Here is a 23,352-nt window from a genome sequence, read left to right on the forward strand (position 1 = left end):
CTTACACTCCCTCGTACATTGGATTTGGGATTTCTACATATAATGGTGTTTCACTACACTCTTGGAATCGACTGATCAAATTCGCTTTTGCTGGAAATGTCTCGCTATGTAACAGTTTATGGACATACGGCTTCACAATCGGTTCGTCGACTTCTTGTAAAACGGTACGGACGACCTTCCATAACCTTCTTTCATCCAGTTGCCGAACCTTCCCTAAACTCGAAATCAAGTGACCGAGGTGATTAACAACGACATAATACGTAAATCGAAACCATGCTTCTTCTTCACGGTATAAAACCGGACTATCTTCTTTAATTAACTGATTTGTCCAACCAAATTCCTTCGCTTTGTTTCGGGCAATGCTCACCCCTTCTAAATCTCGAACGAAGCACTTCTTAGGCCAACCGTTCTCCAATTGGATTAACGAGTTTTGAACATGCGCTTCCACACTTACACCCGTTTCAGCCAACAGCGTTAGCAGCGGAATGAAGGTAACCGCTACGTATTGACTCAGCCATTTTTCCTCGTCGATTTCATTCGTTTTGATTAATTTCGCAAGCTCACTCTCTTTCCACATCGGATGTTCTTCCAGAAGCGAGGCTGTAACATAGAGCCCTTCTTCCTCATGCCAATCTACTCCCTCGCGAAAGAGGACCGCTGTGTTTTGAATGAAGGCTTCCTTTCTTTCCTTACTTAGTTCCGGAATGGATAAAGCCCGATATCCTTTTTCGATGAGAAACCGAAATTGATCGGTTTCGTATCGGTCTCGAATGGTTACAAGCACCTTGGCTGCATCCATCGTTCTCTTCACTTGTTCAACGGAATTGGTCCGAATAAAGTTTGTAATCCGAATATGTAAGGGCAATTTATAAAAGATTTTTTTCACTGGGTCCCAAACCGTTCGAACGGAGGACGTCGGATAAACCGGTTGCGCCCCCCTTCCCATATCGATGATTCGACCTTGTTGAATCGCTTCTTTCACTTCTTCAAACCCGAGCAAATAGTTTGCTTGCCACGGATGAAGTGGAAGCAATTCATAATCTGTGTTCTCATAAGTCTCTTCATCCAAACACTCATGACTCACCCACTCTTCCTTTAAACAGCTTTTTTCAACTGCAAAATAATGAAGCGGAAACGATGCCCCAAGCTCAGGACTGTATAAAGATAAGTCATGTTCTGAAAATCCTTCGGAGCTTTTTGGCGTTGGATGAAAGGGATGTCCTAACCGTAACGATTGTTCGGAATCGATATAGGTCCATTGCTTCAAATGGTTTTTCGCATGCGCTATATAACTCGTTGTTTTCGACATGCTATTTGTAATCAGGTCCTTTAACCACTTTTTTCTCTCAACCCGTTTCTTTTCATCTTGTTCCAAATACGAGATTTCGTTAATTAAAAGATCCATCACGTTAGTCGGTGTGATTTCTTCATTGTTCGATTGATAAAATGTTTCGCCATAGGAATGGTGACCAATCGCTGACCAATAAATTAAACTTCCTGAAATCTTCTTTTTGCTTTTGGGCAAATTCACTTCAAAATGATGATCCAACGTTCGTGGGTCGATGATGTTGTTTTCTCGTAAATAAGCATTTAACAACCGCTCGATCGCTGCGTGTTCCGCAAGCGTCTCGCTTTTTGTTCGTTTCGGTAAAACGATGTTTTTCAAAAGCCATCCCATCCTTTCTTCCGTTTATTCACTCGGTATGTGCGAATGTGTGAAAACGTCCATTCTTTTATGAAGGAGCATACACTCCCAATCAACAGAAAACCCATGACGAGAAACGTGATGTGTGGGTGAAAGAAACCGGTCATCCACGCACCAAAGATCGAACCAACAACTTGTCCAGAGACGAGTACACTATTACAAGCCCCGACGCGAACGCCTCGATTAAAATCATCCGATGATTGCACGATGACATACATGACCGACTGAATGAGGGCGCTCACCGTTAACCCTTGTAAAATGCGAAAGGTTAGCAAGAGGGGCATATTGGTGGCCATTCCTTGCAATAGGACACTCAGTCCACAAACGACCGCAGCAATCATATAATTCCGTTCCACTTTAAACCGGTCATTTTGTTTTCCCCACCACGGGGCGCTCAAAAGCGTCGCTGTCCATAACGCCACTTGTAATAAGCCGATCCATTTGACAGCTATACTCGATGAAGAAGTCATTTGTTCTACGAAAGGAGCAAGAGGTGTGACAAGTCCATACACAGCAACATTGGCCACAAAACCAGCTATTAAAAATCCTCTCGTTCGGGAATGCGACAGCATGGAGATAAACGTAGGCAAAACCCGATCGCCTATTGCCTTTTCATCATCTGACTTCATCCGATTTCGCTCGGTTAATAAAACGAACGCAACCATTGCTCCCACACCTGTTAAAACACCAATAATCATGAAAAGGGCACGAAATCCGATGAGGTCGATAAATATACCGCCCAATAGCGGACCGGAGAGCGAACCGGCTGCCACAGCACTTTGTAAACTTCCGAGTGCTTTTCCTCTTTCATCCTCGGGTGCTTCTGACCCCGCAAAGGCACTAGAAGCATCCACGACTCCCCCAAACGCCCCTTGAAACAAGCGAACGAGCAAAAACTGTATCGGTGTTGTCACAAATGCCATCAATAAAAGACAAGCACTTAGACCGACAAGTGCACGAACGACCATTAATTTTCGACCAAACCGATCGCCAATCTTTCCCCATAGCGGAGAGGTTATGCAAGAAGAAATGGCCGGTGCAGCAAGGGCCAACCCGCTCCATAATTGACTTGACTGCAATGAACTCGCCCCAAGCTCTTGCATGTAAAAGGGTAAAAAAGGGACAAGTACCGTAAGACCGGTAATGGCAAGGTATTGCCCACTCCAAAGAATATAAAAGTTTCGTTTCCACGCCATTTATCCTTGGCTCCAATTTTGAAACGGATTTTTGATCTCCCCTAAACTTGAAGGCATGCTTCCTCCTCCTGACCCTTTACGTCGCAATAATGGGTCAAGGAGACGTTTAACCGGCCACGTTTCATGAGCAAAGAGGAGCTTCGTTATCTCTTCTCGCTGATTGGAATCTACTTTCATTTCTTCAAGCGCTTCACGCACACTCCTTTGGACGAGCTCCCAAAGAACAGCTTCTTCCACTTCATAAACGGCAGATAAACGATCGATAATCGCATACACGTTTACTTCTAAAGCAAGCGTTTGGAAATAAGCGATAAATTCATGTAGATGTTGAAGAATTAACGTATTCGGCGTATCCGTTCGTATGATGTAATGCGGGTCGTGAAGTCCTGCTTTTTCCATCCACTTCGGGTAAATCCTTACCGTATCGTGATCTCGTAATAAAAATCCGTCCAACTCCCCCGCCTTGATGACAAGGACGACGTTTTGACCGTGTAGCTCTGGCAAGATGCCAGCGAACAAAAAGCGGAAAGCGAGTCGAACAAACGCTTTGCTTAACTGAGCAAATAAGGATATTACATTTTCCTCGTTTCTTTCTTCTTGACGCATCGTTAGCCAGCTTGAAAAGAGGTGATCTCCCCCTCCAGCGGCTAGTGCAGCCATTGAGACGAGTGTAAATTGTGATTCATCCATCAGCTCATTCGGATATGAGCGAACTTGACACGTTAAATGACCCGGCTTATCCGCAAATAAATCGGGGTCGCGAAAACCCCACCAGTTTCGCTCATCACATATGTAGAGATGCTTCGTTAAATACGAATCTCGTTCTTTCAATTGTTCTAAAAGCATTTGGCCTTTTTCACCATTTCGTAAATACCGTATCGGCATGAGCCTTAATGCACCTAATGAGAAGATGCCAATCGGAAGCTTTACGTGATAAGCACCACCCGAAACAGGGGCTAACGACCGAAGCGATGAAGTGGGGGTAAACGCCCCTAACTCTAAATCGAGCGGAATGCAAATGCTTTTTGCTATCTCTTTTTGATAAAGCGTCGGAATCACATTCGCTCCTTGCCACGGGTGAACAGGAAGAGCCAAATAGTTTTCTTCAGTAATTCCCTTTTCTTGAAAGGCCTCACGTAAACGAACTTTTTCTTCATCCGTTAATAAACGATAAAGGATGTCTTCCTTTGCCTGTTCTCCCGCCTGCACGTAATCGCGCCGCACAGCGACCCAACTTAGCTTTACCTCTTGTTGAAATTCAGGACTATACAACTGATACGCTTCCTTATTCCAGCCTACCTTCGCCTTCGCAGTTGGATGAAACGGACGATCGCGAAAAGCAGCTAACCGCTCTGTTTCCAAAAAGGATAACGTTTGATGATTTAGACTCCATTCATCTCTTTCAAAGGATAAAGCAGTTTGGTCAAGGGCAAGTTTCATTTCCTCCATCCACTGATTTACACTTTCTTCTGTATAACCACTTTCCATTCCATACGTCTCAAGCAACCGCATAGCTGTTTCCAAAAACCCGATTTCTTGTAACCCTTCGTCCGACCGTACATAGACAACATTTCGGCTTAATCGATACGTTTGAAGCGCGGATAATCGTACTGGAATTACGAGTGCTTTCCCTTTTAGAAGCGGTACTTCAAACAACACCTCTCCTTCATTTACAGAAAGGACATTCTCATATGACACCTTTCCCTTTTGCTGAATGGAAAAAAGATTTTCTAACAACACCGCGTCGATTAATTCCTTTAAAAGATGTTCTTCAGCGCTGAGCAAGGACCGTTCCCTCCTTTACAATAGATTTAACGTCGTACCAATTTGATGATTTACAGCTCGTTGATAAACGGCATACGCACTTGCAATATCCTCAATCGCCATTCCCATAGGATTTAAAACAATGATTTCATCGTCATTTTCACGACCCACTTTTTCGCCAAGCACAATTTCACCGAGTTCAGCGTGAAGCTTCTCTTTTGAAAACTTCCCTTCGAGTACTAATTGGTGAATGACTTTCTTTTCGCGATTCGCTTGGTCCCAATCATCAACCACCACTTTGTCCGCTTGTAAAAAGACCTCCTTTTTCACATCCATAATGGAAATGTTGCTGACAAACGCTCCCTTTTGAAGCCAGCTATATTCGATATAAGGAGTGTCTGTCACCGTACACGGTACAATCACTTCTCCACCTTGAACAGCCTTCTCCGCGGATGTATGCTCAACGAACGTAACAGATGGTGCACTCTCTCTCCATTTCGCTACGAACTCCGATTGCGCTTGTTCGTTCACATCGTAAATATGTACTTCCGTAATGTGGTCGAATTGCTCCAATAACGACTGCAATTGCTTATGGGCGATGAGACCACATCCAATGATCGTCACAGATTGGAAGTTCTTTTTCGCTAAATGTTTGGCGGCAATGACTGTAACTGCTGCGGTTCGCATGCTACTAATTAAACTTGCCTCCATTACTGCGATGGGGTAGTTGGTTTCGGGATCATTCAAAATAATGAGGCCACTCGCACGCGCTAGGCCACGTTTCAACGGATTATCATGTTTACTACCAATCCATTTGATTCCGGATACTGGGTCTTCTCCACCTACATGGGCAGGCATGGCGATAATCCGATCTGCAATATGCCCTTCTTTCCCCTTTGCACGAAGATAAGGCTTTAACGGTTGAACAAAATCTTTTTTTCCGTGGAGACGAAAGGCTTCCGTTAACGCTTGTACATACAGAGTGGATTCATCTCCTCCAACTTGTTGAATATCCTCCTTGCTCAAATAAAGCATCGTTGGTCTCTTTAGGTTTGTTTCCTTTTGTTCCATTTGTGTTACTTGTTTCATCCTTATTCTCCTTTCATGCTTGCGGCTACTTTTTCGAGCCATTCATCGTCATATACAAAATCCAAATAGCGGTCACCTCGGTCTGGAAAGATGGTGACGATTTTTGATTCACTCGGTATCGATGGCAATACTTTCTGAATGGCCGCAATCACCGAACCAGACGAGCCACCAGCGAAAATTCCTTCCGTCTCAAGAAGCATTCGACAACCTTGGGCAGACTCATAATCATTCACAAACACGACGTCATCAATTTCTGATCGATTCAAAATTTCAGGAACTCGACTTGCACCGATACCTGGTAATTCTCGATTGGCTGGCGGTGCATTGAAAATAATAGAGCCGACCGCATCAACCGCGATAACTTTTACGTTAGGATATCGTTCCCGCAGCTTTCTACTAATCCCCATAAGACTTCCAGTTGTGCTAACAGGTCCGAAAAAGTAGTCAATCGATTCTGGAAGCTGCTCGACTAATTCTTGGCCTGCACCGTAATAATGCGCCTTCCAGTTGTTCTCATTGGCGTATTGGTTAATCCAAAGTGCATGCGGATCGTTGGCTACGAGTTGTTGAACCTTCTGAATCCGTGTTTGTAAATACCCACCATACGCATCTTGTTCCTTCACCATTTCAATGTTGGCCCCGAACCGCTTTAAAATTTTTAAATTCGTCGGTGATATTTTCGGGTCAACAACACACGTAAGCTTGATGCGATGCAACGTTGCCATCATCGCTAAAGCAACCCCTAAATTTCCCGAAGTACTTTCAATAATGTGTGTATCTGAAGTAATGGTTCCGTCTTTGATTCCTTGTTCGATAATAAATCGGGCCGGTCGATCCTTCATGCTTCCGCCTGGATTCATGAATTCAAACTTGGCAAAAATATCGACATCTTCCCGTTGAAACAAACGATTTAAAGCCACAACAGGCGTATGCCCGATACAAGCTGAGATCGACTGTTTAACCGTTTCTTCCCTCATCTCAATCCTCATTTTGTGCCCCCTTTACGCATTTTAAATGATAATGATAATCATTTACACTTTTAAAAAAAGACCTCTACTTGCTTTCGTAGCGAGGTTGATAGCAGATTCTTCCCTTTTTCGAGAAGAGGTTATCATTTTAGTTGATAACGATTATCAATATCACAACCTAATACTATTAAAAATGAAAATCATTATCAATAACTTTCGTAAAAATTAGAACTATTGATATATTTATCCAATTTTACGACCGTGACTTTCTTCCTGTTCGTTTTGATCGATGAAATGACAAGATTTGGAGGAAAGAATCATTGAACATTTGCACTGAAGTGAAGCTAGAGAGGTACAGCTTTGTCCTTTACTTTTTAAAGATTATTTTATAAAAGGCTACAAAGCTAGGTTTGTAGTTTTATCACAAAAGGCGGACGCTTTCTGTAGACTTGTTCTGTCTAGTTTTGGCTCGTTGCGTCTAGCGAACGGACGCAGGACATTCACCTCCACTTTTCTAAGATCCACCTCAATTCGCATGCTTGTCTGCAGGGTCTTCGACACGTGCTGTTCCCACCTCGCTTCAAGTATTACAACCATTCATGACCATTTAGCAACAATCTATCCGAAAACTGTCCTCATAAGCGCAAAGCGCAAGTCCTTAGGCGAAGGGCGCTGGAGGACCTGCGAGGAGGCTTCCGTCGCCACAGCAGGGCCGAAGCGACCCAAGCGGATGGCGCTTGGAGCCAAAAAAACGGTAAAGAGAATACTTTAACACTTTATTGAACTTATACTTTCTGTAACAATAAAAACAAAAACACCCATTTCGGGTGTTTTTTTGGCTACAGCGATGTGAATTGCCCCTCCTCTTAAAAGGTAGATGATTCCTACTAAACTAGTCTTTAAGCTAGATTTCGATTTTTATATAACAAGTAAATAAAATAAGGCGCTCCTATTCCTGCTGTGAACACACCTGCTGGGATATCAAGAGGTAAAAAGGCCGTTCTTGCAATCAAATCAGCAAGCATGACCATACTCGCGCCCACTAAAGAGGTCAACACGATAAGCCCTCGATTCGAACGTCCTATTAGCATCCGACTAATATGGGGGGCAATTAATCCGACAAACTCAATGCCTCCTGCAAAGGCGACCGCCGAACCAGCTAGTGCAACGCTTATCGCTAATAATAAAAATCGAGAGAGCTGAACACGTACTCCAAGTCCCATCGCCGCTTGGTCGCCTAACTCCATCACATTCAATGTGCGGCTAAACAAAAGCGCTAAAGGGATAAAAACGACGACCCAAGGCGTCATCAATGAAACGTCTTGCCAATTCGCTCCGTATAAGCTTCCGGTTAACCAGAGATACGCTTTCGATGTAACGACTGTATCACTTAACACAATAAGCATCGTCACCACCGCTTTCATTCCGGCTGCCATCCCAATTCCTATTAGAATCAGTCGCATCGGTGTAACACCTTTATTCCATGCTAACAAGTAAATAATTAAGGTCGAAATCCCAGCTGTGAAAAGGGCGGCAAATGGAAGCCATTGAAAACTAACCGAACCCATCAAGTACACGACAAACAAAATGGCACCAACAGAGGCTCCACTTGTAATTCCGATAATATCAGGAGCGGCTAACGGATTTCTTACTACACCTTGTAAAATAAGCCCCGCAACACCTAAAGCTGCCCCCACTAAAAATGCGAGTAATACACGCGGAAGCCGTAACGTGTTGATTGTAAAATCATATTCTCCATTCCCAAGTCCTAAAAGATGATACAAAACGTCAATGGGCGAGATGAACGTACTACCGCTAGATAAACTTAAAACAAAGAGAAAGAGGGCGAGTAGACTAAAAAGAAGAATCGTTCTTGTATTTTTCCCTCTCTGTTTGCTACCCATTTTTAGACAGCCCCTTTCGTGCAATGTAAATAAAGACTGGAGTACCAATGAAAGCCGTCATCACACCAATGGGCATTTCTTGCGGCATAAGAATAAATCTTGCTGCTACATCTGCTAACAATAAAAGGGTTGCGCCAATAACAGCACTAAATGGGATGACCCACCGATAATCAGTGCCGACAAGACCACGAACGAGATTCGGTACAATTAACCCAATAAATCCAATCGAACCGGCAATCGCGACAGAACCCCCTGCCAAAAAGATCACAAATACGCCAATCGTTATTTTGAGTAAGATGGTACGTTGCCCTAACCCTTTAGCGACTTCGTCTCCAAACAACAAAATATTTATAGGCTTTCCAAACAAAAAGGCTAGGACGGTAGCCGAGGCAATAAACGGTAAAACGGGTTGAATCATCTCCATGCTTCTCCCAGCAACCGATCCAGCTAGCCAAAATAGCACCGTCTGCATCTGTTGCTCATCAATGACTAATAGCCCTTGCGTAATCGATACAAAAAGAGCGGAAATCGCCGCTCCGGCTAAGACAATCTTAATCGGGGAAAGCCCCCCATGTCCGAATGCACTCAAAAAGTACACCATCACACCAGCAACACCAGCACCTATAAACGCAATCCACATGTAATGAGATAAAGAATCGACAGAAAAAAAGGTCGCCGAAACGACGATAAAACATAACGCTCCTGCATTAATTCCTAAAATATCCGGTGCTGCTAACGGATTTCGCGTTAACGCTTGCATTAAGGCCCCAGCAATCGCCAAGCTCGAACCGACAACCGTTGCAATGACCGCTCGCGTGAACCTAGATGTTTTCACAATGACATGCTCAGTTATCGACTCATCGTAATGAAAAAATGCGTCAAGCGTCGTTTGAAACGGGATTGGGTTTTGTCCCAATGAAACACTTAATCCAAATGCAATGAAAAAGAAAAAAAGACACAAACTAAACCCAATAATTTTTGTTTTTGACCATACTGTATCCATGGGAACCCCCATCCATGACTTTAATCCTATATGTAACACACGGAAAATAGGAGAAAGTAAAACTCCCTCCTATTTTCACCCCATTATTTTTCTAATGCAAAGCGGTCGTAAATATCGTCTAACATCATGTTCGCAGCGATAATACCGCCACCCATATTCCACGTTACTTCATCGACCGTGTATACGTTTTCGGATTTGACAGCATCTAGGTTGCTCCATAACGGGTGGCTTGTCCACTCTTCATACGTTTTCTTCACTGCGTCATTATCACTCATAAACATATAAAACACATCTGCATTCATTTGAGAAATGCTTTCTTTATCCGTTAATTTAATAACCGCTTCGTCTGTTTGTTGAGATTGTGGACGCTCAAATCCTAACTCATCTAAAATCGTACCAGCAAATCCCGTTGCATAAATGCGTGCATGATCTTCACGGAAGTTTAACACCGATACTTCAAGCGGCCACTCATCACCCATTTTTTCTTCTACTTTCGTTTGGAAATCAGCGACACGATTTTCCCAATCGGAAATCAATTGATTCGCTTCTGCTTCTTTATTTAAAGCTTGTCCCATCAATTCAACTGTTCCTTTAAACTCGAAAACTGTTTCATGGGCAACTGTTGGAGCAATTTGCGATAATTGATCATAAATCTCTTCATGTCTTAATTTAGAAGCGATGATTAAGTCAGGATTTAATTTCGCAATTTCCTCTAAATTCGGTTGAGTTTCTAATCCAACAATCGTTACGCCTTCTAAATCATCTTTCAAATAATTGTAAATAGGTTGTTCTACCCATGACTCGACAACCCCTACCGGTTTAACACCTAATGCGACTGCTGCATCTGTTGCACCTTGGTACAACGTTACAATTGTTTCTGGTGTACCTTCAATAGTTGTCTCACCCATCGCATGTGTCACTGTACGAACATCACTTGTTCCCTCTTCTTCTGTTGAACTTGCCGGCTCATTCGTTGCTCCGCTACTGCAACCAACTAAAGCAATAACGAAAGCAATCATAAGTGCAAATAATGAAAAGAAATGATTTCTTTTTACATATGTAGTCATCTTATGGACCTCCTATAGTTGATAATGAGAATTGTTATCATTACATTCTCATTATATGGAATCGAGAAAATCTTGGCAAGAGTTTTTTGAAATTGAAAATCATTTTCGTTTGATTTATTGATTTAAGAGAGGAAAGTTTTGAAAACCGTAAAGAAGCTATTCATGAAGTTTAATCTATGTTTTAAAATCGAGAGAATATAGCAATAAATCCAAAATTTTCTTGAATGCTCTCCCACGTAATAAGTGTCGAGGACTTCCTTTCTTTCCCTTTGCAATCCTTAAATATTTATAAACCTTACCAACTTTAATTTAGTTCCCTGCAACTGCCCATGCAACAGCTAACGCTAATTTATAGCCTCGTTTTCCTTCAGCTCGTGCTTTTTTATATGCTTGATACCCATCATACGTTGCCATGGCAGCATTAAATACGAGCCATTCCCAATTTCCTTCTGGGTCCATATAACGGACTGGGTTTCCATGGGCATACGCATATTGTTTTAATGATTTAGGATCGTCTTCAAAACCGTGGAATTTGTCTCGTGTTAAAAATCTCCCTGTATCGGCATCATAATATCTTGCCTTCAAGTAGTAGAGACCCGTTGCTTCATCGTAACGATAGCCTGCATAACGATACGGATTTTCGGATGCCAGCCTTCCACTTTGTGATAGTATATTTCCCCATGCATCGTACTCACGTTTCCATTGCTATCGGTATAGTGTTTTCTCCGAGAAAATGAATTTTCTGAGTTTCGGGAAACCGTTTTTACCATAGGTAACGCGTATTCCAAGCTTTAACAGCTCATTCAGTGTAATGAACATTACACTAGGTACAACTTGCCCGTCGCACTGAAAAACCTGGTGAAGAACACCAGGTTTCAAATAAACTACAGAATTAACTTTCTATAGAAAAGGGCTTAATCTGATTATCCCTACAGATACACATATGATTCCTCCAACTAAAAACAATATTTTAATGAACTAATAATTAAAAATATAAGCAATAGAGTGATAAATTTAATATGTTCTAATGGTTTACTGTAAAGGAATCGGTGTTAAGTCGTATAAAAAACATATATAGTCCCAAAGCGCATGTTACAACCCCTGCAAAGAGAAAAAAGTAATTTTGCTATTAATACAAAAACAATGAAAATATTCAAAGAATAAGAATTATACCTAATATTACAAAGAAAATTCCAATAATTATTAGAATCAATTTTATTATCCAAATTGGCACCTTTCCTAGTATGTTTGATACTATTACCAAAATTATCAATTCAACTAAAGAATCAGTGTGAATATAGCTTTGATCAATCCATCTAGTCTTCTTTTGTTCCTCTTTTGAGAGAGTAAGCCCCCAATAAATAGTTGCTATCCCTATCAAAAACACTAATACCTTTGCGAAAATTATCATCTTAGAGATTATTCCCCCATGTTATCTTTTTATTAGCTTTCTTTTGTTATAAATTTGACGAAATGACCCTAGTACAGCAGGAGCTATTGCCTTTGCTAGGTCCTGAATAGTTATTTTTTCACCTTTTTGAGCAGTTAAATCCTTCTCTACTTTCTTAATATTCCTAAATTTAGGGTCATATGTTTCACGTTCTAAGAGGTTATTATATAGGTTCATTGCTTTTCGTTTTTGTCCCGAATATATATAGGATTTTAATACTCGAATAAGTTTATTATCATGTAAAAATGGTTCCTTTAATATCAGTTCAAAAGCACGATCAAAATATTTCGAAGCTACTAGATATTGTTTTCTTTTGTAATACAAGATTCCGATTTCAATCAAAATGTTCGCTCTTTCCAAGTTAGTTAATGTGGATAGATTCATCGCTTTTTTTAAAATAATAATTGCCTTTGTTTTATTCCTTAAAAAAAATTCATAATCTTTAGCCCTTTTTATATAATCTTCAGATGTCTTTAAATGTTTTATAAACAACTTGAATATGACCCAAGATAAGTAAGCAAAAGCTAGAATAGTTATGAACATAAATTTATCAACTTCTCCTCCTTGCTTTATGGCACCAAAAGCTAAAAAAATTGCTTGACATGGCATGTTCACTTACCTGATTAAATTATCTGTATTTTTTTAAAATTATTTACTCATCCATCCATGTCAAGCATATTTAATTATCAGTTTCCTAATAAATACATTACAATAGTTTCTAATATCCTATACGTCTTAGTAGCAATTTCTCTGCTCTAGTTATTGCCCGGTCGATAGCTCGACCAACTCTAGTCCTATCAAATCTTCTCTCTAACGAAAAAATATATTAAAACAAGCCGTTAGATTTCTAAGAAATAGCGTGCTCTCCAAGGAAAATTTTGACGACCTTTCCCCCATTGAATTCAAGAAAAGGTCGTAGCTTATCAAATATGAGGTCAATGTAAAATATCGTATTATGATAATACGAACGATATTATTTAGACCACAATATTTTGGAAATTTGTACATGGTCTGGCAAATGGCTTGAGAGCGAGGTGACACTTAAATAACGTTCATCATTTGTGATAAATTCTAAATAATTCGCATCATGACCTACATTAATATATAAATTGGAATTACTCATATCTAACTCGGTAATTATGTTAGTGTTGACTTCTTTATATATACTAAATTTAACTTTGGGTGAATCAGAAATGATAAACGGATCTATCCATGTCGCTAATGAATAAGTTTCATTAATCACTTTCACTAGACTTTCGGGAGTATTGATTTCAGTCTTATAAATTCCCCACTGCCTATCAAGTAAATCAAAATTACATACTACTTGGTAATCTACATTCATACTTAAGTCATTTAGAAGATTGAGTCCTCCATAGAAATGCAAGTATATTGGAAATTGATTCTTCTTCAATAAAAAGTCAACTAGAAAATTCTCAAGCTTTTCAGTTTCATCCATGTTTTCTGGAGAAATCGAGAATTTTATTTCATTTCCGTTATTGTTGGTTAAAACAAAATCCCCATTCATTGGTTCTTGTCTTAACTCTATCTTAAACATAAAAAGCGACCTCCCCTACCAAACGTATCTGTATTTTTTTCTTTCCATTGCATTTCTTTGAGGCAATTTATAACCCTTTGGTATATCCCATCTAAATACGTAATGAACTTTTTCATCTCTTATATGATAGTGCCAAACCCTGCGCTTTTCTATTTTTCCTTTTGGATTAATCAAGTCAATATAACCGTAATCAATAGCGAAAATTCTTTTCTTTATCTTTTGGTCTATAATAACAACTGGACTATTAGAGTGTGAAATTATTTTATACCTATCTTTATACTTACCAATAATCTTATCTGCATATTTTTCAACTCTATTTCCAATTTTTTGTACTGCTAATACTCCGTATCTTATAGCATACTTTCTTATTAAGGGCGTCGTAAACCTCAAAATAGTACCTAACAATGGAATAATTAATGCATAATAACCATCTACATCCATAAACCAAGTCTTGCTCCGAGTAAAATCATGCAGTACCTAAAAGGAAGATCATCGAGATTATTGCAAGATGAATTTCCAGAACTGAAGAAGAAATATTGGGGTCAGCACTTATGGGCAAGGGGATATTTTTGTGCAACAGTGGGAACTAAGACAGAGGAAATCATTCGACATTACATCGCCAATCAAATTCGTGATGAAAAGAACGACATCTTCAGAATTGAGGAATGAGTTTAGTCAAGTTTAGTGTGCTTAAGCATAAGTTCTTTAAGATGACTTCAGTCTTAGATAACGACTTTAGTCGTCGACATTTATGTCTAAACCCACCTGCTTTAGTAGGTGGTCGTTTAATTTAGCGAAAAAAGAAAAAGCATACCGAATTTGGTATGCTTCCCCCTTTTTAACCCGCCTTTTGCTCAACTTCTTCAATCTCCCATTCTTCCGCTTTTTCAATGCCTAGTTTCAGCGGATCAAAAGTTGGCTCAAGGCCTTTAGCACGCTGATCTTTGTAATCGCGTAAAACTCGGAACGCTACGTTTCCTAGCAAGGCGATTCCGATTAAGTTAATGACCGTCATTAGACCCATGAATAAGTCAGCGACTGACCAGACAAAACCGAGACCGACCAATGAACCGATGAAAACGAACACAATCGTTGCAAGACGGTAAAGATTTAATATGCTTTTCGAGTTTTTAATAAATTGAATATTCGTCTCTCCGTAATAATAACTTCCAATAATCGATGTAAAGGCAAAGAGAAAGATTGCGACAGCAATAAAGATGTTTGCCCAGTCTCCCACTTGCGAACTTAACGATGCTTGTAACAAGTTAATCCCTTCATATTGACCTGAATTGTACACATCCGTTGAAACAAGGATGATGAAAGCTGTTGCAGTACATACGATCAATGTATCAAAATAAACACCTAATGTTTGAATGAATCCTTGCTTTGCTGGATGGCTAACCGCCGCCGTTGCTGCTGCATTTGGCGCACTTCCCATTCCTGCTTCGTTCGAGAACAATCCACGTCTTACACCGTGCATAATCGCTGCACCAATACCACCACCAATTGCTTGCTCTAGCCCAAACGCGTGTTTAATGATTGATGCCATTACAGCTGGAAACTCACCAATATTCGTCACAAACACGACAGCTGCCATTACGATATAAAGTACGACCATAATTGGGACGATCACACTTGATACGAAGGCGATTCGATGAATCCCACCAAAAATAATAACAGCAGTTAGAGCCGCAAGGATAAGTCCCACCGCGACACTTTGTAGACCGAACGCTTCTTCAAATGCCGCTGAAATCGTATTGCTTTGTACAGAATTAAAAATAAGGCCAAATGTGAGTGCGATTAAAATGGCAAAGACTACGCCAAGCCATTTTTGATTTAAACCTTTTGAAATGTAATAAGCTGGACCGCCACGATACGTGCCAGGCTTGTCCACATCTTTCACTTTGTACACTTGCGCTAACGTACTTTCGACAAAGCTCGTTGCCCCACCAATTATCGCCACAATCCACATCCAAAAAACAGCACCTGGTCCCCCTAACGTAATCGCCACTGCGACACCCGCTAAGTTTCCAGTTCCAATTCTTGTTGCCGATCCTATGCTAAACGACTTAAATGAAGAAATCGGTTTCTCCCCTGGCTTATGTGCTGGTGTTTTTTCAAAAATGATGCGGAACATTTCTTTTATATACGTAAATTGGATAAACCCTGTTTTCCACGTAAAATAAATGCCAATCCCTAATAGCCCGTAAATGACGACATACGACCATAAAATATTGTTCAAAAAATCGACCACGATCATACTATCTTCTCCCTTGTGTTGTATTCGTAATTTTCTGTCATTTAACTTAACACTTTAACCCGTTTAAGCGTTTAAGTATTTATGTATCATACTATATCATAGTCGACCTAATTCGACAAGTCGTTTTCTGAAAATTTTTAATAATTCAATTAAATGGAATACCTTCACACTTTTTCCAACTGAAATGTAATCCTTGACACGTATCAATCGTTCGAATATTATGCCCAATAGGGTATGTTAACAAGGAGGGCATTAACTGTGAGAAAAATTGTGATTGTTGGTGGGGTGGCAGGAGGTGCTACCGCTGCTGCACGCTTACGAAGATTAAATGAAAAAGATGAGATTATCATGTTTGAACGTGGTGAATACATTTCCTTCGCAAACTGCGGATTGCCATATTATATCGGAAACGTCATTGAAAGTCGCCAAAAACTTCTTGTGCAATCTGTTGAAGGCATGTCAAAGCGCTTTCGCTTAGATATTCGAAATCTAACTGAAGTAACGAAAATTAACCGCGAAGCAAAAACTGTAACGGCAAAAAACGTGCTGACGGGTGAGGAATACGAGGAGTCGTACGATGTGCTGATTTTATCACCAGGAGCAAAACCAATCATTCCTCCTATCGCTGGAATAAACAATGCGAAAAATGTGTTTACCCTTCGCAACGTGCCAGACACCGATAAAATCAAAGCACATATTGATCAAACGAATCCAACGAATGCAGTGGTCATCGGTGGCGGATTTATCGGCGTTGAAATGGCTGAAAACTTAGTCGAACGCGGCGTAAATGTGACGCTCGTTGAAATGGCCAATCAAGTCATGAATCCGATTGATTTTGAAATGGCCTCCATCGTTCATACGCATATGAAGGAAAAAGGTGTCAACCTTCTCTTTAACGATGGAGTCAAAGCGATTGAACAAGAAGGAAAACGTGTGGTATTAGCAAGTGGTCAAACGCTTGAAACAGATATGATTGTACTCGCAATCGGTGTTACGCCAGAAAATCAATTGGCAAAAGACGCACAATTAGCACTTGGCGTCCGCGGTGCGATTAAAGTAAATGAACATCTCCAAACATCCGACCCATCTATTTATGCCATAGGTGATGTGATTGAAGTGAAACATTACATTCATGGCTTTGAAACATTCGTCCCACTTGCTTGGCCAGCTAACCGACAAGGACGTTTAGTAGCCGATCATATAAACGGTCGTGATGTAAAGTATAATGGGACACTTGGCACTTCCATTGCGAAGATTTTTGACCTTACCGTAGCCGCTACTGGTAGCAATGAAAAAGTTTTACAGCATCATCACATTCCATATGAAGTGATTCACGTACACCCACTCCATCATGCCGGCTATTATCCTGGCGCGAAACAAATGACTTTAAAAGTGCTTTTTGACCGTGAAACTGGACAGATATATGGTGCACAAGCCGTTGGCGGAGATGGAGTTGATAAACGAATTGATGTGATTGCCACTGCGATTAAAGGTGGGCTCACCGTTATGGATTTACCTGACTTAGAATTATCTTACGCTCCGCCTTTTTCATCAGCGAAAGATCCCGTCAATATGGCTGGGTACGTCGCATCAAACATTGTCGAAGGAGATGTTGAAACCGTTCAATGGCATGAAATCGATGAAATCGTCGCAAACGGTGGCACACTCATTGATGTGCGAACTCCGCTAGAAGTTGAAAGAGGAAAAATTAATGGCTCAATCAACATCCCACTTGACGATTTACGTGACCGACTTCATGAACTACCAAAGGATGAAATCATTTATGTAACATGTCAAGTAGGTTTACGCGGTTACATCGCTACCCGCATCCTACAAGAAAACGGTTATCATGCGAAGAATCTTGATGGTGGATTCAAATTATACAGCGCTGTATTTCATCAAAATTAACAACTGAATCAAATTTAGTTGCCAAGATTTTTTTTAGCTAGAGGTATTACTTTCTTTTTTCTTTCGGAACGCTTTTAGCTTCTCCTCTAGCTTTCTTTTTTCTTCTTCAAAGTCATCTGGTTGCTCCTTCTCTTTGTACGGCTCATGTACCCACTTTGGCACCTTCTCCTTACGAACAACAGGCTTTCGTCTCGTTTGCAAATAGGCATCGATTTGCCTTACCGTTTGTAAATGGTTCGCCTTCCAATCGGTTAATAACGCTTGAACATAATTCCAGTTTCGTTTGCCGAACTCCGCTGCAGTTTCAAGCGCTTTTAAGACGATATCAGGCGAAAGCTTTTCTAACCAAGCAGCTAAACTTTTTTGAATCGTTTTCGTTATAGGTCCGAACCGAAGCGCCACGAACTTTTGATACACACGCTCATGAGACGAGACTTCTTCTTGCTTCTCTTGTATAAGAGGAGGATATCCTTCCAACACGTATCCGATCTTCTCCAAATCAGACTGGATTTTTTCGATATTCACTCGATATTGAAACGTTTTATCCCATTTATAACGGGCGTTAGTTCTTCGCATGAGCCATCCGTTTTGCACCAGTTCGTTTAAATATCTCCGCATCGTTGCTTCCGAGCAATTCATCATACATTCTTCAGCTAACTGAACGCTCGTTTTTGAAATCCACCCGTGGCGGTATGAATGGACGTCGCTTGCATCCCGCAAAGTCTTTTCTTCCGCCACCATTTGACCAACATCTACCATTCGCTCCGTCCAGTACAAAAATTGATTTAGTACAATCGCTAGCTTAAAATCGTTTGTTAACGCGACAAGTTCTTCTTTAATGACCACTCGTTTTAACCTTTTCATGCGTATCCCCTCCGACAATTCCTTTCACCATTTAATTAGCTTCGAGTTGTTCATTCGGGACCGCTTTTTTATAAAAAATATTTTATTTTTTTAATCTAAAGAAATACTCTATAAATTTCGTTCGTCATTTTGACGATTCGAACTAAAAAAATAACGAACCGATTCGAATATTTTTCGAACTCGATTCGTCATTCCTTATTTCCGCCAAAATGTCGTGCATTCCGCCTTATCTTGAATATTAAAATCGATAATTTTCTTAAGTAAGTCATAATCAACGGGGTCATTCCAACGAATGCGAAACAGCCCTTTCGTTCGACTGTAGCCCGCTTTGTCTATTTCATCTGCAAATTGATTCATCGTTTTCTCTTCCGGTGCAAAGCTCATATGCTTTTTTGCCTTATCAATGCCGATAATGAACGTTCCGTGATGCGTAAACATCGGGGTGTTCCATTTAATCTCCAACTTTAACATTGGAAAAGTTGCAGATACCCAATTGACCACTTCTTCCATCCGATTCCGATGCTCCATCTGTTTAATTGTAGCGACATAAGCCGAAAAATCTTCCACAAAATCGACCTCCTAAGAACTTTTCCTATTCCTTTATTGTACCAATTGGACAATCATGATGTAGAACTTTGATTAAAAAAATCCGAACTCCACATTCAAGAATTAATCATTATGTAATATTTCCAATTCACCTCATTCTTTTTTCTAAATAAAGGGATTAAAGTGATTTTGTTGAATTTAATCTATAAGTTATCGTGAATTCTTAATTATTCGTAACGCGGGGAGAATCACATAATGAAGAGTCGAAAATCTGTGTTTATTTTTTTAACAATCTTTGCATCAGTGATTATCATGGCTTACTTTATTTTACAACTGAATAACCAATACGATTATGACCAAAACCATATCCCCCTCAAATTCGGTGACAACTTCATTAGTATGGTTGAGGGGAATAACGATATAGGCTTTAACATTTTCGGTGTTCAAAAAGTGGCAAGCACAGATGATTCACTAAAAGAATCTGTGACATCCATTGCATTTAACAATTCCAATATTGAGGTAATTGACTTCCAAATTGATGAAGGAATGGTTTATCAGGACCATAAATTAATTAACATCATGGTTACTGCACATGTTTTATCCGATAAAATGGAGTCAGCAGACCAACTTCTTATTCAAATGGGGCATGAAGATGTAAAAGCATATCCCTTTGGAAAATTAACGATTCAGAAAAATGAACTTGATCAAACTCAACATCTTGAACCCTCTAGTGCCTATACTGTCGCTTATCCTTCTTTATCTTTAGATGTTCGAGTTAAAAACAAAACAGATAAACCGATTTCATTTCTTTCTATTTACGACCTAACAGAAGAAATTCAATACGAATTTAAAGAGCCGCTAACAATTAATGCAAATGAATTCAAAGAACTAAAAATAAATGATTTTCATCTAAACAGTAAACAAATTCCTGATTTTATCACCATTTCTCCAATCCTTTCCTATACATTGGAAAATCGTAAGTATGAGTATTCAATGAACGGTGTTCTATATGGGGTACTAGACTCTGATAAGGATAAAATTAAGAAAATGATTGATTAACCATAAAAAACTGGGCTGTCTTAAAAGTCCCTTAAATCGAATGAGGGGAGAAAAGGGAACGGCGACTCCAGCAGGAACAGCACGAGCTGAAGACCCCACATACGAGCTTGCAAGTCGAGGAGGGCCACGTCCTGTAGCCAACGCAGAGGCCAACACTTCCTGTACAAGTTCAAAAAGCGTCCGCCACCGGATGAGATTATCCAATTTAATTTACGATAAAATAGTGGCTGTACTTTTGGGACAGCCACTTCATTGTTATCGTCTCTTTTTCTTTCGTGGGTCTTCTACAAATTTATTTTTCGTCGCCTTTTCGAGAAGGACGGAAATGTGAATAATTCGTTCATCTACTTGATTAACACTTAAAACTTTCCCTTTTCGGCCTTTAATTTTCACATCTTCGCCTACCTCTGGATACCCGCTTCGTAGCTGGCTTAATACGACTAATTTTTCCTCGTAAAAATGAACCACATACATGCCGCTTCACCTCTATTCCCTTTTCTAAACTATATGTAGGCGAAGAAAAATGGGCACAAAATTTTAGTCGTTTATAAGAAAAAGACCGCAAGAGTAGCAATGCACCCTAAAAGTTAGCGGAAAAAATCTAACTTTTAAGGGGGGCACTACCTATGCGATCTTTATCGTTACGATAACCCAATGGATACGTATTTGATTTCTACATATTCTTCGATTCCGAAATGGCCTCCTTCACGTCCGATTCCGCTTTCTTTAAATCCGCCAAATGGTGCTTGCGCAACGGAAGGAAGTCCGTCGTTTAGTCCGACGATGCCATATTCTAATTGTTCACTTACGTGGAAGGCTTTAGATAAATCGTTTGTGAAAACATATGCCGCTAAACCGTAAGGCGTGTTATTTGCTCGTTCAATCGCTTCTTCCATCGTCCTAAAGCTTGCGATTGGTGCAACAGGTCCAAATGTTTCTTCGTACATACAAAGCATCTCGTCATTCGCATCAGCGATGACGGCAGGTTCGATAAAATATCCTTCTTTTGCTAGTTGCTTTCCACCATATAGTACTTTTCCGCCTTTTTGTTCTGCATCTTGTATATGTTCTTTCACTTTTTCAAGAGCGTGTTCATCAATGAGCGGCCCGATGTCTGTTCCGTCCTTTTTGCCGTCAGCAACGTTTAGCTTTTTCACTGCCGCCACAAATTTTTCCGTGAATTCTTCATACACCGATTCTTGTACATAAATTCGATTCGTACAAATACATGTTTGACCAGCATTACGGAATTTAGAGGCGATACCTGCTTCAACCGCTTCGTCTACATTCGCATCATCGAAAACGAGAAACGGAGCATGTCCCCCTAGTTCAAGCGATACTTTTTTCATCGTATGAGCTGCATCACGCATGAGTTGTTTTCCAACTTCAGTTGATCCAGTGAATGAAATTTTTCGCACGCGTGGATCATGTAGCCACGTCTCCCCAATTGCTCTGGCGCTTCCGGTTACAATGTTGAGAACCCCTTTTGGAATTCCTGCTTCGTGTGCCAGCTCGATTAATTTTAGTGCCGTTAATGGCGTTTGACTTGCAGGTTTGATCACAGCGGTACATCCTGCCGCTAATGCAGGCGCAACTTTTCGGGTAATCATCGCAGCAGGAAAATTCCACGGTGTAATCGCCGCAATGACACCGACTGGCTGTTTTAAGACGAGTATCCGTTTGTTCGGATGAGAAGCCGGAATCGTCTCCCCGTAAATCCGTTTTCCTTCTTCTGCATACCATTCAATAAAGCTATTTGCATAATTAACTTCACCTATTGCTTCCTTGAGCGGCTTGCCTTGTTCAGTCGTCATGATTTCCGCAATCTCATAACGGTTTTCTTCAATTAATTGATGCCACTTTTTTAAATACGAAGCACGGTCTTGTGCCGTGAGCTTCGACCATGATTGAAAGGCAGCATGTGCGGCATCTACCGCCGCTTTCGCTTCTTTTGTTCCACCTTTAGGTACCGTGGCAAATACTTCTTTCGTCGCTGGATTGTGAACGTCTATTTTCTCCTCTAATCCAATCCATTCCCCATTAATGTACATCTTCTTTTGTTCCATATGATCCCTCCTCTTTTATCGCAAAAGTCGTGACGCTATTAGCATAACGCCCTTTTGACGTATTGAAAAAGAAATATGCACCTATCAATATCCATACGACAACCATTAGCCATTCATACGGCCAAATAAGCGCTGCTGGCATAAAGGGCATGTAACTTTATACTAACAATATCCGCTACATTCCCTATTAAACATCTCTATCTCACTTTATATGTACGTGGTAAATTCGGCTTTAGAATCCACCCTTTTTTGTTCTTCTACATCTCTTTTCGTTTTCCTGTTTTTCTTGAATCGTTGAGACTTTTCATAAAGGAAAAGTCTCCTACAATAAAAGGAGACTTTCACATACAATGTATACTTTTAAGCTTTGGATTGAATTCTTTCTACTAGCGCTTCGGCACTTTGTTGAATTTCATTATCGGATAAAACACGTACTCCATGAAGGGTAAACGGAGCCTCGTAGATCATTCCCGTTAAATTTGCCATCGCTTGAAACGGTTTTAATAATTCACTCATTGAATAATGGTTGTAACCTCCTGCTTGGTAGGCTTCACTCGGCCCACCTGCAGAAGTTGCAATCATAAATCGTTTACCGTGAAGCTTTTTACCAGTTGAGCCGTAAGCCCAACCGTATGTTAGCACTTGATCTTGCCACTCTTTTAAAAGCGAAGGGGAGCTATACCAATAAAGTGGGAACTGAAAGACAATTCGGTCATGTTTTAAAAGTAGTTCCTGTTCTTTTTCAACATCAATTTGCCCGTTCGAATACTTTTCATATAATGCATGAACAGTTACACCTTCCACCGTTTCTAACTGCTCTTTCCAAGCCTTATTTATTCGAGATTCATCTATATTTGGATGGGCTATAAGTACTAAAGTTTTCATTCTACTCGCTCCTTTTTATTTGTATGTACAAATGTTAGGTGAAAAAAAAGACAAGTGATCAAA

The 23,352-nt window shown here is 40.3% G+C and carries 21 protein-coding genes; 3 read left to right on the forward strand and 18 right to left on the reverse strand.

The features are described from left to right. Position 1 precedes the first annotated feature (1 nt). The 12 genes from ML543_RS02745 to ML543_RS02800 all read right to left on the reverse strand — a co-directional run bounded on the left by ML543_RS02745 (position 2) and on the right by ML543_RS02800 (position 14,142). The gene (locus tag ML543_RS02745; protein WP_243385605.1) at positions 2–1,666 is read right to left on the reverse strand and encodes an IucA/IucC family protein; all 1,665 of its coding nucleotides are present in this window, start codon (positions 1,664–1,666) and stop codon (positions 2–4) included. Next, positions 1,663–2,901: an MFS transporter gene (locus ML543_RS02750; RefSeq protein WP_243385606.1), complete on the reverse strand. Its 1,239-nt coding sequence runs from the start codon at positions 2,899–2,901 to the stop codon at positions 1,663–1,665. The genes ML543_RS02745 and ML543_RS02750 overlap by 4 nt, the downstream gene beginning before the upstream one ends. Next, positions 2,902–4,686, reverse strand: coding sequence for an IucA/IucC family protein (locus ML543_RS02755; RefSeq protein WP_243385607.1), 1,785 nt, complete (start codon positions 4,684–4,686; stop codon positions 2,902–2,904). 15 nt (positions 4,687–4,701) lie between these two features. Next, positions 4,702–5,700 carry a 2,3-diaminopropionate biosynthesis protein SbnB gene (gene sbnB / locus ML543_RS02760; RefSeq protein WP_243385928.1) on the reverse strand — a complete coding sequence of 333 codons (999 nt, stop codon included), beginning with the start codon at positions 5,698–5,700 and terminating at the stop codon, positions 4,702–4,704. 56 nt (positions 5,701–5,756) lie between these two features. Beyond that, entirely contained in the window at positions 5,757–6,743 is a 987-nt protein-coding gene (sbnA, locus tag ML543_RS02765; protein WP_279326524.1) for a 2,3-diaminopropionate biosynthesis protein SbnA, read from the reverse strand. An 878-nt stretch (positions 6,744–7,621) separates the two neighbouring features. After that, positions 7,622–8,626, reverse strand: a complete 1,005-nt coding sequence (locus ML543_RS02770; protein ID WP_243385608.1) for a FecCD family ABC transporter permease — start codon at positions 8,624–8,626, stop codon at positions 7,622–7,624. Further along, complete coding sequence (locus ML543_RS02775) at positions 8,619–9,629, reverse strand: FecCD family ABC transporter permease (RefSeq protein WP_243385609.1); 1,011 nt, start codon at positions 9,627–9,629, stop codon at positions 8,619–8,621. The genes ML543_RS02770 and ML543_RS02775 overlap by 8 nt, the downstream gene beginning before the upstream one ends. An 83-nt stretch (positions 9,630–9,712) precedes the next feature. Beyond that, a complete protein-coding gene (locus ML543_RS02780) occupies positions 9,713–10,696 on the reverse strand; it encodes an ABC transporter substrate-binding protein (RefSeq protein ID WP_243385610.1) in 984 nt (327 codons plus the stop codon). A gap of 309 nt (positions 10,697–11,005) precedes the next feature. Then, positions 11,006–11,368 carry an RHS repeat-associated core domain-containing protein gene (locus ML543_RS02785; RefSeq protein ID WP_419095338.1) on the reverse strand — a complete coding sequence of 121 codons (363 nt, stop codon included), beginning with the start codon at positions 11,366–11,368 and terminating at the stop codon, positions 11,006–11,008. A 760-nt stretch (positions 11,369–12,128) separates the two neighbouring features. Next, a complete protein-coding gene (locus tag ML543_RS02790; protein ID WP_243385611.1) occupies positions 12,129–12,755 on the reverse strand; it encodes a hypothetical protein in 627 nt (208 codons plus the stop codon). Between the two features lie 364 nt (positions 12,756–13,119). Next, entirely contained in the window at positions 13,120–13,701 is a 582-nt protein-coding gene (locus ML543_RS02795) for a hypothetical protein (RefSeq protein WP_243385612.1), read from the reverse strand. A 15-nt stretch (positions 13,702–13,716) separates the two neighbouring features. Beyond that, entirely contained in the window at positions 13,717–14,142 is a 426-nt protein-coding gene (locus ML543_RS02800) for a hypothetical protein (RefSeq protein ID WP_243385613.1), read from the reverse strand. Between ML543_RS02800 and tnpA the strand changes: the two genes are divergently transcribed. Further along, entirely contained in the window at positions 14,137–14,370 is a 234-nt protein-coding gene (gene tnpA / locus ML543_RS02805; protein WP_419095339.1) for an IS200/IS605 family transposase, read from the forward strand. The two genes, ML543_RS02800 and tnpA, sit on opposite strands and share 6 nt — an antisense overlap. Before the next feature lie 169 nt (positions 14,371–14,539). Here tnpA and ML543_RS02810 read toward each other — a convergent pair whose 3' ends face one another. Continuing rightward, positions 14,540–15,961: an alanine/glycine:cation symporter family protein gene (locus tag ML543_RS02810; RefSeq protein WP_243385614.1), complete on the reverse strand. Its 1,422-nt coding sequence runs from the start codon at positions 15,959–15,961 to the stop codon at positions 14,540–14,542. Positions 15,962–16,219: 258 nt separating this feature from the next. On the opposite strand from ML543_RS02810, the gene cdr reads away from it, so the two are divergent. Further along, on the forward strand, positions 16,220–17,869 hold the full coding sequence (gene cdr / locus ML543_RS02815; RefSeq protein ID WP_243385615.1) for a CoA-disulfide reductase: 1,650 nt from the start codon (positions 16,220–16,222) through the stop codon (positions 17,867–17,869). 33 nt (positions 17,870–17,902) lie between these two features. Here cdr and ML543_RS02820 read toward each other — a convergent pair whose 3' ends face one another. After that, a complete protein-coding gene (locus tag ML543_RS02820; RefSeq protein ID WP_243385616.1) occupies positions 17,903–18,733 on the reverse strand; it encodes a DnaD domain-containing protein in 831 nt (276 codons plus the stop codon). 195 nt (positions 18,734–18,928) lie between these two features. Next, positions 18,929–19,300 (reverse strand): iron chaperone, encoded by a 372-nt coding sequence (locus ML543_RS02825; protein WP_243385617.1) that lies wholly within the window; start codon positions 19,298–19,300, stop codon positions 18,929–18,931. A gap of 234 nt (positions 19,301–19,534) precedes the next feature. Here ML543_RS02825 and ML543_RS02830 point away from each other — a divergent pair, with 234 nt between their 5' ends. After that, positions 19,535–20,338: a hypothetical protein gene (locus tag ML543_RS02830; protein WP_243385618.1), complete on the forward strand. Its 804-nt coding sequence runs from the start codon at positions 19,535–19,537 to the stop codon at positions 20,336–20,338. A gap of 255 nt (positions 20,339–20,593) precedes the next feature. Here the strand turns inward: ML543_RS02830 and ML543_RS02835 are convergent, their stop codons facing one another. The 3 genes from ML543_RS02835 to ML543_RS02845 form a co-directional block, all read right to left on the reverse strand. Then, positions 20,594–20,812: a hypothetical protein gene (locus ML543_RS02835; RefSeq protein ID WP_243385619.1), complete on the reverse strand. Its 219-nt coding sequence runs from the start codon at positions 20,810–20,812 to the stop codon at positions 20,594–20,596. A gap of 167 nt (positions 20,813–20,979) precedes the next feature. Further along, the gene (locus ML543_RS02840) at positions 20,980–22,389 is read right to left on the reverse strand and encodes an NAD-dependent succinate-semialdehyde dehydrogenase (RefSeq protein WP_243385931.1); all 1,410 of its coding nucleotides are present in this window, start codon (positions 22,387–22,389) and stop codon (positions 20,980–20,982) included. Positions 22,390–22,764: 375 nt separating this feature from the next. Beyond that, positions 22,765–23,289, reverse strand: coding sequence for an NAD(P)H-dependent oxidoreductase (locus ML543_RS02845; protein ID WP_243385620.1), 525 nt, complete (start codon positions 23,287–23,289; stop codon positions 22,765–22,767). Positions 23,290–23,352: the final 63 nt, after the last annotated feature.

Source organism: Bacillus kexueae (genome assembly GCF_022809095.1).
Taxonomy (GTDB): Bacteria; Bacillota; Bacilli; order Bacillales; family Aeribacillaceae; genus Bacillus_BZ; species Bacillus_BZ kexueae.